We start from the raw sequence: 14320 nt of genomic DNA on the forward strand, positions 1-14320 counted from the left end.
GCTACAACCAATTAACGACACTGCCAGAAGCGATCGCCCGCCTGCAACAACTCACTTCCCTGAATTTAAGTGTCAACCAATTAACGACACTGCCAGAAGCGATCGCCGGACTGCAACAACTCACTTCCCTGGATTTAAGTGGCAACCCCATCGAAAAGCCGCCGCCAGAAATTGTTGCAAAAGGTATTACGGCGATTAGGGATTATTTCCGGCAACTCAAAGCAGAAGGCACAGATTATCTGTATGAAGCAAAGTTACTAATAGTCGGCGAAGGAGGAGCAGGGAAGACAACACTGGCGAAGAAAATTAAAGACCAAAATTATCAACTCCAAGAGGAAGACTCTACCAAGGGAATTGAAGTTATCCAGTGGAGTTTCCCAATGAAAAATAAGCGAAAATTTCGAGTCAATATCTGGGACTTTGGGGGACAAGAGATTTACCACGCTACTCACCAGTTTTTCCTCACCAAGCGTTCACTCTATGCTTTGGTGGCAGATACCCGCAAGGAAGACACGGATTTTTATTACTGGCTAAATGTTGTAGAACTGTTGAGCGATAACAGTCCGCTGCTAATCATCAAAAATGAAAAGCAAAACCGCCATCGGGAGATTAATGAACGTGAGTTACGGGGGCAGTTTACTAATTTGAAGGAGACTTTACCAACAAACCTTGCTAAAAACAGAGGTTTAGAACAAGTTTTAGAACAAATCAAACATTACGTTAAAAACCTGCCCCATATTGGTAGTCCCCTCCCAAAAACCCTACCGTGTATACACCGTAGCCCAAAAACCTGGGTTAGAGTCCGGGAAGCTTTGGAGAGTGGCGCACGCAATTACATTAGCTTGGATGAATACCTGAATATCTGTCAACAAAATGGATTCACCCAAAGAAATGACAAGTTGCAGTTGAGCAGCTATCTGCACGATTTGGGAGTATGCTTGCACTTCCAAGAAGACCCACTTTTGAACAAGACCGTCATCCTCAAACCCAAGTGGGGAACTAATGCAGTCTACAGAGTGCTGGATAATGAAAAAGTGATTGGTAACCTGGGCAGTTTCACCCGGTCTGACTTGGCAAACATCTGGTGTGAAGACGAATATGCCACGATGCATGATGAACTATTGCGCCTGATGATCAACTTCAAACTGTGCTACGAAATTCCTAGAAGCCAAGGAAAGTATATTGCCCCACAACTGTTATCTGCTAATCAACCCTCGTATAACTGGAATCAAACCGACAACCTGATTCTGCGTTACACTTACGACTTCATGCCCAAAGGCATTATCACCCAGTTCATAGTTGCCATGCATGAGTTGATTACTGAACAAAAATGTGTCTGGAAAAGCGGCATTGTTCTTAGCAAAGACCAGACCAAAGCTGAGGTGATTGAATATTACGGCAAGCGGGAGATTAAGATTCGAGCCTCAGGTCGTCACAAAAGAGATTTGATGACCATAGTTACACATGAACTTGATAAAATTCATGAGTCGTATAAGCGACTGAAGTACAATAAGTTAATCCCTTGTAATTGTATCACTTGCAAAGATAACCAAGAGCCACACTTTTATAAGCTTGAAAATTTAAGAAATCGCATTGCTAAACAAAAATATGATATTGAATGTGATATTAGCTTTGAAAAAGCGAATGTTTTAAGCTTAATTGATGATGTGATAGATAGGGGTAAAGAGAGGTTGTTTTTAGAGCAGTTAGGGGTTGAAGCGAATCCTCCTCAATCTCCGCAAATACCATCTAATATATATTTCAACCTAAATCAAGTTCAAGAACAACAAAATCAAATTCGTCAAAAGGAAAATAATTCAATGTCAACAGTAAATCAATACGGTTCTGGGGATAACGTTGGTGGCGATAAAGTCATGCGTGATAAAATCGGCACTCAAATCAACAACTCGCAAAACTTGGCACAAGCTGCAAAAGATATTAAAGAACTTTTAGATCAACTGTCACAAGAATATTCTAGTACTGCAATGGTTGGCGTCAAAGCAGTAGAGCAAATAGAACAGAAGCCAAAATTGAAAGCTCGAATTATCAATGCCCTGAAAGAAGCAGGATCAGAAGCTCTGGAAAAAGCTGTTGATCATCCTGCTGTCAGCATTGTCATAGCAGCCACCAAGGGTTTCATAGATGCTTAAACAAAGAATCAGACTGAAAAGTAAAATTCACCGCCTAAATACCAGCTTGTTTTACTAGAAACTGGAATGATAAATTTATGTTTTCATTCTGACTCACAAGCGATCGCACCACCCCAACATCTTAATGTTCTTCACCTTTTTCCTGAAGGAGCCACCAGCACTAAAACCACATTTTATTGTTGTTGAAGTGCAAACTTTAGCTCTGTCAACTCTAATTCTCCTCCGTTCGTCATTAATACTAAATTAATGCCTAAAACACTTTTTCCTGTAGTTGTATAGTTAGTTAGAGGTATTTGATTAGTCAAATCAAAATTCATAGCACTTCCATACATCATTTGATATGGAGTTGGTTTATCGCCAAGTAAAAATGATGAGATAGCTATTTGTGCTGGTGCGTTCTTGACTACACCTTTTACAGCTAAAGGCACGAGCCTAAATTGCTTTTGGGTATTAGAAGTATTAATTCTAACGATACATCTAGCCCTTGGTGATTGTGCGTTTACAGTTATATTAGAGCCAAGTGTAAACTGATTTATTTGCGGATTGAAAGTTATATTACATCTCTTATTAACCAAAAAGTTTGGCTGGTTATCTATTGCAACAGCGGTGCTAGATGAATTGGCATTATAACAGAAAAAAAACAAGCACATTAATATGAAAAAATTACGTGCATCACTTAATCTCAACATAACTTCCTCTCCATCAACAGAAATTTGTAATTTTAAAGAAGAATACATTCGGTAGATTCAATGAGTGGGGGATTTAGATTCACCACTCATTGAAGACCACTAAACTTGGAATTTGCTGCGGTGTATCACTATCTATGCGCAGAATCGCTAAAAGCGAGGACTAGCAACGTCTTAGGTCAAAATAAAGCCTTACATCCCCAGCATTGAGATCGGCTGTATCAACGAAAATAGAACTTCCTCGTGAGGATTGTGCAATCATATTAATACCTAATAGTCCTTGCCCACCACCACTACATAAACCTGTAGCAGCTAGAACAGTAATCTCATCTTGCTCTGCAAATGCCTTACTAGATGTAAACTTGCTAGTTTTAGGGGGAGCTACGGCTTGACCAAGAGCACCACCACTAAAGCTATAAGTTCTGTTTAAGCTAGTACCTTTACTCTTGCTATCAATATCAGTAGTTCCTTGGTACAGTACTTGTACATCTTGGACGATGAAACCACTTGGAATAAAAGTTTGAACGCGTAAAATACACTTTTGACGTTGACCATTGAATGCACTAAAGTTATCCAAGACGATCGATAAGCTTCTACCATCATCTCCAGGAAGCTGATCGGCAACACTACATCCACCAGACCCGATTGCATCTCCAAAAGTAATACTAGGCTCATCAGCCAAAGCCTTGGTTGCGATCGCGTTGATTCCAAGAATTGTAGTTAGAGACAGTAATAGACCAAATTGTTTAAAATTCATATTGATTCTACCTATGTTGTTAAAGTTGTTTTTTCATGGAAAATGCAGTCAAAATGCATCTCCCCCAACTATTTAACTAGTGCAGGATAAATCTCTAGAAGGTTTACTTTATTTAGAAACTAAATCGTTTTTAACTGTGGCAAGAATTAACTTAGTGTAGGTATAGCATCACCTACATAGGACTCACCTGTAATAGCCTAAAGTCTTGAGATTAAAAAATGGCACTTTCTCTGTAAGATCCATGAGAGAACTCTCCTATAGATGCAAAAGTAGAATTAAGCTTTAATACCTTCGCTAAGAAAAGAGGCAGTCTAGCTTTTGCCGAAATACCCCAACACAAGAAGGTGTAAACTCTCAAGCTAATTCATGCAATAGTTAAGTGTCTCTATCCTGAAGTTACAAAAAGAATATGAGGAACTTGTGAGGGAATACGGTGCTTATTAAAACTTAAATTTTGCCAGTATTCAGACTGGAATTTACTGGAATATCAATAAAAATAATATTAAAACTACAAAGATGTATATGTCGTTTCTCCTTATATTAGATATCTGATGAAAGAGAATGTGAGGAACTTGTGAGGAAATACTGACAAAACTCGTAAAATTGATCGTCGGTCATGGCGATCGCAGGTTGCAATTGCAAAACCATTGGTATAATTTCTGTGACTACAGGTAAGTTGGTGGTCATAATGGCTTTGTGGCTACTTCACCTGCTTTAACTATAATCTTTTCACAATCTACGGTGAAATGAGGGTTAACTCATGAAGATTGGAATTATTAACCAACAGCAAACTCGGTAAATTGTCGTTTAAAGGGGGAATGAAAAGCCAAAACTATGTCTTTTTTAGGTATACCTCGACTAATAAGTTCATTGGCGATACCTCCTTCAGTACCATCGTGTTGAATCCAAATTTTTTCGTTTTTAATATCTAGATGCAAAACACAGCCATATACACGGCGCTTATTTGACCACCCCGCATGAACAAGTTGATATCGATCGCGTTCTCTATCAAAAATAACTTCTGCTTCGACTTCTTCGTTGCTGGCTTTGATTTCACTGTAAGCTAGCAACAGTTCTTGAATAAGTTGACGGTACTCTTCTACTTTTGCCATTTCACGATCGCCTCCTCTTCTGGATCGAAAACAATCAGCCGAACTTGGTAACGTTGGATTAATAAGCGTGGCAGTTCTAAGGTAAAAAAAGAACGATAGGTGTCTAAAGGAACTGCTAAATATAAAAGTCTCTCAAGTTGTTCTTCTTCAAGTGCTAATTGATATTTGAGATACTGTCCTAAAGCAGTACTAAATTCAGTTGTAGTAGATGGAGCAACAAAGCTTTTAACTTCAACCGCAATTTTTTCTTGATTTCGTTCAGCTGCTAAAACTTTCTCTGCACCAAGGTCGATGTACATATCCAAACCACCAAAACGGAGGAAAAGCGGGTCATTAGTGATGAGCCAACCCTCTTTCTCCAAAGCGCGTCTTACTGCATCATGGAATATGTCTTTCGCTGCCATAGATTCCTAACATTTGTATTTATTCCTTACCAAATCTGACTTAAATCCAAAACAAACCCAGCTAGCAAAGGTTCACCATTAAGCGTTTTTGGATTATCTAATTGTTCAACCGCAATATTAGGACGATAAATAAAAACTCGGCGTTGTTTTCTATCAATTAACCAACCAAGTTGAGTGCCATTATCAATATACTCTTGCATCTTGTCTTGCAAAATTCGCAAATTATCAGTTTCAGAACGCAATTCAATTACAAACTCAGGACAAATCGGTGCAAATTTTTTTCGCAGTTCTGGTGGTATCGCTTCCCAGCGATCGCGTTTTATCCACGCTGCATCGGGCGAGCGCACTGCACCATTAGGCAAAGTAAACCCACCACTGGAACCAAAGCCTACACCTGTAGCATCTTGCTTTGTCCATACCCACAACTGCCCAACTAAGTTAAAATTGCGTTCATCAGTTTCCGAACCAGTTGGGGGCATAATGACTAATTCTCCAGCAGCATTACGTTCAATGCGAAAGTCGCGGTTTAGCTGACAAAATTCATAAAACTGGTCGTCAGTTAGTGCGATCGCAGGTTGCAATTGCAAGACCATTGGTATAATTTCTATGGCTATAGGTAAGTTAATGGTCATAATTAATATTTTGGGGCTTCACCTGTATTTAGGATATATCTTGGCAAAATTTTAGGGGTGGTTACAAAACCACCCCTTCAAATTTAGAATTTACTTGCAGACCCCTTAATGGGAAATTAATTTACTCAGAAATATTAATTGAACTTTCAACTTGAGAAGTAGCCAATGTTGGTGCAGAGAAAATACGTGAGTACAGACTTGATGGTTGTTGATGAGCAACAACTGGTAGAACTTGACGAGCATGGGCGACTAATTCTACTGCTTTCACATCATAAGTCTGCGTTGCTAATTTGGGATAAAACCCGATTCCGATGATTGGCAGTAGCAAACAAGCGGTAATAAATATTTCGCGGGGTTTGACATCAGAGATTACAGCATCCAAGTGCAACTCTTTATTTTGCTCTCCGTAGAACACTTGACGCAGCATTGACAGTAAATAAATCGGTGTCAAAATCACGCCAACTGCTGACAGCAGCACGACTACAACTTTGAAACTGGAACTGTAAACATCACTGCTGGCGATACCCAGAAACACCATCAACTCACCCACAAAACCACTCATTCCGGGTAAAGCCAAAGAAGCCATTGAACCAATGGTAAAGAGAGCAAAGGTTTTGGGCATTACTTTAGCCATACCGCCCATTTTATCCATCATCAAGGTGTGGGTGCGATCGTAAGTCACGCCAGACAGGAAGAACAAGCTAGCAGCAATCAAGCCGTGGGAAACCATCTGTAATACAGCACCGCTGATACCAAGTTCTGTGTAAGAGGCAATCCCAATCAGCACAAACCCCATATGGGCAATTGAAGAGTAAGCCAAGCGGCGTTTGAGATTGGTTTGAGCAAAGGCACAGCAAGCACCGTAGACAATGTTAACCACACCCAAAACTGCTAACACTGGGGCAAAAGTCACATGGGCATTGGGCAACATCTCCACATTGAAGCGGATGAGAGCATAACCACCCATTTTTAACAACACACCAGCCAAAATCATTGAACCGGGTGCTGATGCTTCACCGTGGGCATCAGGTAGCCAAGTGTGTAAAGGGAAAATCGGCATTTTCACACCGAAGGCAATTAAGAAACCTGCATAAACCAACAATTCCAAGGTTTTGGGGTATTCTTTCATTCCTAGAGTCGCCATATCGAAAGTGACGGTATCTCCAGAGAATGCTATTGCAAAACCTGCAATCAAGATAAATATTGATGCAGCAGCGGTGTAAAGAATAAATTTGGTAGCGGCATAACGGCGGTTTTGTCCTCCCCAAATGGAAATCAGCAGGTAAACCGGCACTAACTCGATTTCCCACATCAGGAAGAACAACAGCAAATCTTGGGCAACAAATACGCCAAGCTGGGCGCTGTACATCGCTAACATCAAACCATAAAATAATCGCGGCTTGGTGTTAACTTTCCAAGCCGCGAATATTGCGAGGGTATTGATTAAGCCTGTCAGAAGCAGTAAGGGCATCGATAAACCATCAACCCCCACAGCCCAATGCAAACCTAACTGTGGTATCCAAGGATAGTTTTCTATAAGTTGGAGTCTTGAACTCTGGAAGTCGTACTCATACCAAAAGGCATAAATCATCAGTGCAAAGTCGGCGATCGCAACTCCCAGACCATACCACCGCACAGTTCTACCTTCCTTGTCTGGGATTAGGGGGATGGCTAAGGTAGCCACCAAGGGTAAGAGGATTATGGCTGTTAGCCAGGGAAATTCAATAGCATTCATTACTTCTGACAATCAATTTGCCTTATCACTTTTGATTTAATTATATTAAGTAATCAATACTTTTGTAAACATTCTTTAACTCTATAAGATGAAATTTTTGACAAAGATAAGAACATATACTCATTGAATGTCAAATTTTCAGGAAAAATAAGAATAAATACTTATCGGGTTTTGACGATTCCATTCTAAATGTAAACTTTTGCAACGTCAATAAAAAACGGTAGCTAAAGCTACCGTTACAATACAGTTACATTTTTTGGTTCAGCCCAATTGTCAGGACTATTTACTCTACGCTTCTAAGTTGAGTCATAAACCTAACCCTCTGTATTGGGTTAAGTGCAACGCCAATTTAAGGTTTAGCTATGTACTGAGATACTTTAATGTGCTAGCTATGAGAGCAAAATACCCTTTTAAAACATCCTCTAACAGCTAAAAAGTCACCACACTACGAATTGATTCACCTTTGTGCATCAATTCAAAAGCATCATTAATTTGCTCAATGGGCATCACATGGGTAATTAAATCATCAATATTTATCTTACCTTCCATATACCAATCAACAATTTTTGGCACATCTGTACGTCCTCTAGCGCCACCAAATGCTGAACCTTTCCAAACGCGCCCAGTTACTAATTGAAAAGGACGAGTACTGATTTCCTGTCCAGCACCAGCAACACCAATAATCACGCTGACGCCCCAACCTTTATGGCAGCATTCTAATGCTTGACGCATAATTTTGACATTACCGATACATTCAAAACTGTAATCAGCACCGCCTTTTGTTAAATCAACCAGATAGGGAACTAAATCACCCTCTACTTCTTGGGGATTAACAAAGTGCGTCATACCAAATTTTTCCGCTAAGGCACGTTTGTTGGGATTAATATCTACCCCGACAATCATATTTGCCCCTACCATCCGCGCCCCTTGGATGACATTTAAGCCAATACCACCCAAACCAAAAACCACAACATTTGCTCCAGGTTCCACCTTGGCAGTATTGATGACTGCACCAATACCAGTAGTCACACCGCAGCCAATGTAACAAACCTTATCAAAGGGAGCATCTTCCCGAATTTTTGCTAAGGCGATTTCTGGCAGCACCGTATAGTTAGCAAAAGTGGATGTACCCATATAATGATGAATCATCTGCCCATCAATACTAAAGCGACTGGTGCCATCGGGCATCACACCGCGTCCTTGAGTTAGGCGAATGGCTTGACAGAGATTAGTTTTGAAACTCAGACAATATTCGCATTGGCGACATTCGGGAGTGTAGAGGGGAATCACGCGATCGCCTGGTTTGAGACTGGTGACACCAGCGCCTACTTCCACTACCACACCAGCACCTTCATGTCCCAAAATAGCCGGAAACAAACCTTCGGGATCGTCACCAGATAAGGTAAAAGCGTCGGTGTGGCAAACCCCACTTGCTTTTACTTCAATTAACGCTTCACCGGCTTGTGGCCCTGATAGTTGAACGGTTTCAATCGTCAACGGCTTACCTGCACTGTAAGCTACTGCTGCTTTAACTTCCAATGTCAGCGCTCCTGTATAGTTTTGTCATTTGTCATTTGTCATTTGTCATTTGTCATTGGTCTTCTTCCCCTGCTTCCCCTGCCTCCCCTGCTCCCCCTGTACCCTGTAACCTGTACCCTGTAACCTGTACTCTATTCTCTTCTTTACTCCCCAGTTTCCTCACAGGCATTGAACGCATGATAGACTTTTGTATTACTTCATCAGTATCTACTAAGCACGATCGCGGCTATAACGATAAATATTATTACCTTTGTTAAAATGTCATTCTCTCGCTAGATTGGTTAAAGGCGGCAACAGCTGTTTTGGCAACGATGTAAACTGGATGTCAGCAGCAAACCCCAAATAATTTGTCCACCCCTCAATTAATACATTTTGTCACAGCTTATGAACCCTGCCCTAACTCAAATTGGCGCTCAAATGTCCAACCTGACTGGCGTCAGAGCAATCATGAAGGATATTATCGAAACATTACGAGCGGGTGCAGGGCAGCAGTTTATTAATTTGAGTGCTGGTAATCCGTTGATTTTGCCAGAGGTAGAGCAATTATGGCGGGATTGCACTGCACAGCTTTTGGCTAGTCCAGAATATGGTGAGGTAGTTTGCCGCTACGGTTCAAGTCAGGGCTATGCACCATTCGTTGAAGCGATCGCCAACGATTTTAACAAACGCTACGGGTTAAAATTAACCGATCGCAATATCCTCATCACCCCCGGTAGTCAAACCCTCTACTTCTACGCTGCCAATACCTTCGGTGGCTATACCCCTAGCGGCGAGTTAAAACAAATCGTTTTACCCCTCAGCCCTGATTACACAGGTTACGGCGGTATCTGCTTAGTTCCAAAAGCCTTAACTGCCTACAAACCAACTCTCGATATTGATGCGGCTGCTCACCGATTTAAATATCGCCCCGACTTCAGCCAACTTACGATTACAGAAAATACGGGTTGTGTTCTCTTCTCTCGCCCCTGTAATCCCACTGGTAACGTCCTCACGGATGATGAGGTGAAAAAGATTGCCGCCCTAGCTGCGCCTTACAATCTACCCGTGTTAATTGACTCGGCTTATGCGCCTCCCTTCCCGGCATTAAACTTTACCGACATGACACCAGTGTTCGGTGATAACATCCTCCACTGCATGAGTTTATCGAAAGCCGGATTACCAGGAGAAAGAATTGGTATAGCTATTGGGGATGAAAAGTGGATTGAAGTGTTGGAGTGTTTCCAAGCAAATATGAGTCTCCATTCTTCACGTTACGGCCAAGCGATCGCAGCTTATGCAATCAATTCTGGTGCTCTAGTGGAAATTTCTCACACTGTCATTCGTCCCTTTTACCAAAATAAATTTACCGTTTTAGAAACCAGCTTAGAACAAGCCATGCCCAAGGATTTACCTTGGTATCTCCATCGCGGTGAAGGAGCAATTTTTGCTTGGTTGTGGTTACAGGATTTACCCATGAGTGATTGGGAATTTTACCAGCTAGTTAAGCAAGTAGGTGTGATTATTGTCCCTGGAAGTACCTTCTTCCCCGGTTTAGACCAAGAGTGGGCGCACAAGCACCAATGTTTCCGCATCAGCCTTACAGGTACAGATGAAGAGATAGCCACTGCTATGCAACGTTTAGCAAAAGTGGCCGAAGAAGCTTATCAGCGTGCGGCTGTGACTGCCTGATTAGAGAAAGTTAGGAGTTAGGAGTTAAGAGTTAGGAGTTAGGAGTTATAAGAATCTTTTCTCCAATGCCCAATGACAAATGACAAATGACAAATTAGATAATTGGTTAGAAATTGGTAAGATTGTTGCCCCTCAAGGATTGTCTGGAGAATTACGGGTTTATCCTGTATCAGACTTTCCCGAAAGATTTGAAGTACCGGGAAAACGTTGGTTGTTGTGTTCAGATGACACAGAACCGCAGCCAATCGAATTATTGACAGGACGTTACATCAGTAACAAAAACTTGTATGTGGTCAAATTAGCTGGCGTGGAAAATTGCGATCGCGCAGAGGCTTTGCGCGGTTGTAAGTTAATGGTGCCAGCAAGCGATCGCCCCCAATTAGGCGAAGATGAATATCATGTCCTCGATTTGATTGGCTTAGAAGTCTTTATGCAAGCATCTGGCGAACTCGTAGGTACGGTGGTAGACATTATCCCTGCCGGCAATGATTTGCTAGAAGTAAAATTACACCCATCTTTTACCACTGACAAAGGACAAATGACAAATGACAAAGGACAAAAGACTGTTTTGATTCCATTTGTAGAAGCGATCGCACCAGTGGTAGACTTGCCATCTGGTCGTATTGAAATTACGCCACCGCCTGGGTTATTGGAAGTTAATAATTAGGTTATTCCTCGATCTATCTCTAGCTAATTATGCTGTACTGGATAGTCATAAAGGCTGAAAAAATTCATCATCGGTTAGATGGCCATCATCTTGAAAATAAGTAAGATTACATACTGGTGAATCCGTCAAAATCCTTTTGTAATGGAGTGTCGAAATGACATTAGCCAGTCCTCCACAAACAAAGCCTTTAACAGATGAAGAATTACATAAGATAAACGCCTACTGGCGTGCAGCGAACTATCTTTCGGTTGGGCAAATATATCTACTGGACAATCCGCTACTGAGAGAACCTTTAAAGCTGGAACACGTTAAACCCAGGCTCTTGGGTCACTGGGGAACAACGCCAGGGTTGAACTTTATCTATGCTCACCTGAATCGGGTCATCAAAAAATATGACCTCAACACAATATATATTGCTGGCCCCGGTCATGGAGGGCCTGGACTAGTAGCCAACACCTACCTAGAAGGCACTTACACCAAGTATTATCACAACATCTCCCAGGATGCTGAAGGAATCCAGAAACTCTTCAAACAATTCTCTTTCCCTGGTGGTATTCCCAGCCACGTTGCACCGGAAACTCCTGGTTCGATCCACGAAGGCGGGGAATTAGGTTATGCCCTCGTCCACGCTTATGGTGCTGCCTTTGATAACCCTGATTTAATTGTTGCTGCTGTTGTCGGTGATGGCGAAGCCGAAACAGGTGCTTTAGCAACTAGCTGGCATTCCAACAAGTTTCTCAACCCCGTGCATGATGGGGCTGTACTGCCGATCCTGCACTTGAATGGATATAAAATTGCTAACCCAACAGTACTGGCACGGATTAGCCGTGAGGAATTAGAAAGCTTGTTTGTCGGCTACGGTTACAAGCCCTACTTTGTCGAAGGTGACGATCCCGCAGATGTCCACCAGCAAATGGCGGTGACTCTAGATATAGCGATCGCCGAAATTCAAAGCATTCAAAGAGAAGCCCGCGTACATGGTTACACTGAACGTCCTCAGTGGCCGATGATTGTCTTGAAAACCCCCAAAGGTTGGACAGGGCCAAAGGAAGTAGATGGTAAAAAAACAGAAGGTTCTTGGCGATCGCACCAAGTCCCCTTTGGCAACATCGCCAAACAGCCAGAACATCTGAAACTCTTAGAAGATTGGATGAAGAGTTACAAACCAGAAGAACTCTTCGACGCTAACGGCACACTAATTCCCGAACTAGCAGAACTGGCTCCCAAGGGGCATCGACGCATGGGTGACAATCCCCACGCTAACGGCGGTCTTTTGCTGTGTGACTTGAAAATGCCCGACTTTCGAGACTATGCCGTAGATGTTCTCAAACCAGGGCAAGCGATCGCTGAAGCTACCCAAGTTGCCGGAAAATTTCTCCGGGATATCATGCAACTTAACCAAGAAAGCCGCAACTTCCGCATCGTCGGCCCCGATGAAACGGTATCGAATCGTTTAGGCGCTGTGCTAGAAGTTACAGACCGGGATTGGGCAGCCCAGATCCTCCCCGAAGATGACCACCTTTCCCCCGATGGTCGGGTGATGGAAATTCTCAGCGAAACTAATTGTCAAGGATGGTTAGAAGGCTACCTCCTCACAGGACGCCACGGGTTTTTCTCTTGCTACGAGGCATTTATCCACATCATTGACTCGATGTTCAATCAGCACGCCAAATGGTTGAAAACGACTAGACATATTCCCTGGCGTAGACCGATTGCTTCCCTCAATTACCTACTCACCTCTCACGTTTGGCGACAAGACCATAACGGTTTCTCCCACCAAGACCCCGGTTTTATTGACCATGTAATCAACAAAAAAGCAGAGATCGTTCGGGTGTATTTGCCGCCCGATGCCAACACTTTGCTATCAGTAACCGATCACTGCCTGAGAAGCCGTAACTATGTCAACGTTATCGTTGCTGGAAAGCAACCAGCATTGCAATACCTAAATATGGATGCTGCCATCAAGCACTGCACCAAAGGCATCGGTATTTGGGAATGGGCAAGCAACGACCAAGACGGCAATCCAGATGTAGTAATGGCTTGTGCTGGGGATATTCCCACCTTAGAAACCTTGGCGGCTGTGGATATTCTGCGCCAGCACTTCCCAGATTTAAAAGTGCGGGTGGTGAACGTAGTCGATTTAATGACACTACAGCCAAAAAGCGAACATCCCCACGGTTTGAGCGCAAAAGACTTTGACACGATTTTCACCACAGATAAACACATTATCTTTGCCTTTCATGGCTATCCCTGGTTGATTCATCGCTTAACCTATCGTCATACTAACCACGAGCAGATGCATGTGCGCGGCTACAAGGAAGAGGGAACTACCACCACCCCCTTTGATATGGTTGTTCTTAACGAACTCGATCGCTTCCATTTAGTGATGGACGTAATTGAGCGCGTACCAAAATTGGGATATAGGGCAGCTTATGTCAAGCAACATTTGCAAGACAAATTGATCGAACACAAGCAATATATTGATAAGTACGGCGACGATATGCCGGAAATTCGCGATTGGAAGTGGCCCTATTAATCGGAGGACTTACGCAAACAATAACCGAAACCCTTATTTTCAGGTAGGGGCAATTCATGAATTGCTCTTATAATGTGCAGTTTTGCGTAAGTTCTAAATAGGAAATAAGTAGACCTCTTGCAAAAATCCTTGAATCACCTCTCCCCTTGTGAAGCGACAAGCCTTTCTTTAACGTGAGTTCGACGAGTGCTATTTTGACCTCTCCCCCAGCCCCTCTCCTACCAGGAGAGGGGAGCAAAAACTTTTCTTTTCTCGTTCTCCTCGCTCTCCTTACCCAGACGCTACGCGTTCGCCTTTTAGGAAAGGGAGGCTGTCCGGGAAAGGTCTGTCGAACTCACGTTATATTAAATTCAAACAGTCGTTTATTGAATTCGGGCGATCGTTTATTGAATTCGGGCAGTCGTTGATTGAATTCGGGCAGTCGTTTATTGAAT

The 14320-nt window shown here is 42.5% G+C and carries 12 protein-coding genes; 4 read left to right on the plus strand and 8 right to left on the minus strand.

Annotated elements, in window-relative coordinates; translation table 11 throughout:
• On the plus strand, nucleotides 1-2150 hold a 2150-nt coding region (locus RMY64_RS35885), incomplete at its 5' end, for a COR domain-containing protein (RefSeq protein ID WP_322702587.1).
• 173 nt (nucleotides 2151-2323) lie between these two features.
• On the opposite strand, the gene RMY64_RS35890 is transcribed toward RMY64_RS35885, so the two are convergent.
• The 8 genes from RMY64_RS35890 to RMY64_RS35925 form a co-directional block, all read right to left on the minus strand.
• Complete coding sequence (locus RMY64_RS35890; RefSeq protein WP_322670373.1) at nucleotides 2324-2887, minus strand: hypothetical protein; 564 nt, start codon at nucleotides 2885-2887, stop codon at nucleotides 2324-2326.
• A 112-nt stretch (nucleotides 2888-2999) separates the two neighbouring features.
• Nucleotides 3000-3593 (minus strand): DUF4360 domain-containing protein, encoded by a 594-nt coding sequence (locus RMY64_RS35895; RefSeq protein ID WP_322670374.1) that lies wholly within the window; start codon nucleotides 3591-3593, stop codon nucleotides 3000-3002.
• 540 nt (nucleotides 3594-4133) lie between these two features.
• Nucleotides 4134-4280, minus strand: coding sequence for a hypothetical protein (locus RMY64_RS35900; protein ID WP_322684601.1), 147 nt, complete (start codon nucleotides 4278-4280; stop codon nucleotides 4134-4136).
• Nucleotides 4281-4369: 89 nt separating this feature from the next.
• Nucleotides 4370-4705, minus strand: a complete 336-nt coding sequence (locus RMY64_RS35905; RefSeq protein WP_322684600.1) for a XisI protein — start codon at nucleotides 4703-4705, stop codon at nucleotides 4370-4372.
• Nucleotides 4693-5109 (minus strand): XisH family protein, encoded by a 417-nt coding sequence (locus RMY64_RS35910; RefSeq protein WP_322684599.1) that lies wholly within the window; start codon nucleotides 5107-5109, stop codon nucleotides 4693-4695. The genes RMY64_RS35905 and RMY64_RS35910 overlap by 13 nt, the downstream gene beginning before the upstream one ends.
• Nucleotides 5110-5135: 26 nt before the next feature.
• Entirely contained in the window at nucleotides 5136-5741 is a 606-nt protein-coding gene (locus tag RMY64_RS35915) for a Uma2 family endonuclease (RefSeq protein ID WP_322702588.1), read from the minus strand.
• A 121-nt stretch (nucleotides 5742-5862) separates the two neighbouring features.
• Nucleotides 5863-7476 carry an NAD(P)H-quinone oxidoreductase subunit 4 gene (locus RMY64_RS35920; RefSeq protein WP_322702589.1) on the minus strand — a complete coding sequence of 538 codons (1614 nt, stop codon included), beginning with the start codon at nucleotides 7474-7476 and terminating at the stop codon, nucleotides 5863-5865.
• Nucleotides 7477-7905: 429 nt separating this feature from the next.
• Nucleotides 7906-9015: an S-(hydroxymethyl)glutathione dehydrogenase/class III alcohol dehydrogenase gene (locus RMY64_RS35925; RefSeq protein WP_322702590.1), complete on the minus strand. Its 1110-nt coding sequence runs from the start codon at nucleotides 9013-9015 to the stop codon at nucleotides 7906-7908.
• Nucleotides 9016-9399: 384 nt separating this feature from the next.
• On the opposite strand from RMY64_RS35925, the gene RMY64_RS35930 reads away from it, so the two are divergent.
• The 3 genes from RMY64_RS35930 to RMY64_RS35940 all read left to right on the plus strand — a co-directional run bounded on the left by RMY64_RS35930 (nucleotide 9400) and on the right by RMY64_RS35940 (nucleotide 13886).
• The gene (locus tag RMY64_RS35930) at nucleotides 9400-10683 is read left to right on the plus strand and encodes a valine--pyruvate transaminase (protein WP_322670381.1); all 1284 of its coding nucleotides are present in this window, start codon (nucleotides 9400-9402) and stop codon (nucleotides 10681-10683) included.
• 79 nt (nucleotides 10684-10762) lie between these two features.
• Nucleotides 10763-11350, plus strand: coding sequence for a ribosome maturation factor RimM (gene rimM, locus RMY64_RS35935; protein ID WP_322702591.1), 588 nt, complete (start codon nucleotides 10763-10765; stop codon nucleotides 11348-11350).
• A 154-nt stretch (nucleotides 11351-11504) separates the two neighbouring features.
• On the plus strand, nucleotides 11505-13886 hold the full coding sequence (locus RMY64_RS35940) for a phosphoketolase family protein (protein WP_322702592.1): 2382 nt from the start codon (nucleotides 11505-11507) through the stop codon (nucleotides 13884-13886).
• The last annotated feature ends 434 nt before the right edge of the window (nucleotides 13887-14320 follow it).

Origin of the sequence: Nostoc sp. DedQUE08, assembly GCF_034530895.1 — a bacterium.
Taxonomy (GTDB): domain Bacteria; phylum Cyanobacteriota; class Cyanobacteriia; order Cyanobacteriales; family Nostocaceae; genus Nostoc.

Excerpts from the sequence above, each read along its gene's own strand:
- RMY64_RS35895 (WP_322670374.1), bottom strand. The coding sequence starts at position 3,593 with ATGAATTTTAAACAATTTGGTCTATTACTGTCTCTAACTACAATTCTT.
- RMY64_RS35915 (WP_322702588.1), bottom strand. The coding sequence starts at position 5,741 with ATGACCATTAACTTACCTATAGCCATAGAAATTATACCAATGGTCTTG.
- RMY64_RS35910 (WP_322684599.1), bottom strand. The coding sequence starts at position 5,109 with ATGGCAGCGAAAGACATATTCCATGATGCAGTAAGACGCGCTTTGGAG.
- RMY64_RS35930 (WP_322670381.1), top strand. The coding sequence starts at position 9,400 with ATGAACCCTGCCCTAACTCAAATTGGCGCTCAAATGTCCAACCTGACT.
- RMY64_RS35890 (WP_322670373.1), bottom strand. The coding sequence starts at position 2,887 with ATGTATTCTTCTTTAAAATTACAAATTTCTGTTGATGGAGAGGAAGTT.
- RMY64_RS35940 (WP_322702592.1), top strand. The coding sequence starts at position 11,505 with ATGACATTAGCCAGTCCTCCACAAACAAAGCCTTTAACAGATGAAGAA.
- RMY64_RS35905 (WP_322684600.1), bottom strand. The coding sequence starts at position 4,705 with ATGGCAAAAGTAGAAGAGTACCGTCAACTTATTCAAGAACTGTTGCTA.
- RMY64_RS35920 (WP_322702589.1), bottom strand. The coding sequence starts at position 7,476 with ATGAATGCTATTGAATTTCCCTGGCTAACAGCCATAATCCTCTTACCC.
- rimM (WP_322702591.1), top strand. The coding sequence starts at position 10,763 with ATGACAAATGACAAATTAGATAATTGGTTAGAAATTGGTAAGATTGTT.
- RMY64_RS35900 (WP_322684601.1), bottom strand. The coding sequence starts at position 4,280 with ATGACCACCAACTTACCTGTAGTCACAGAAATTATACCAATGGTTTTG.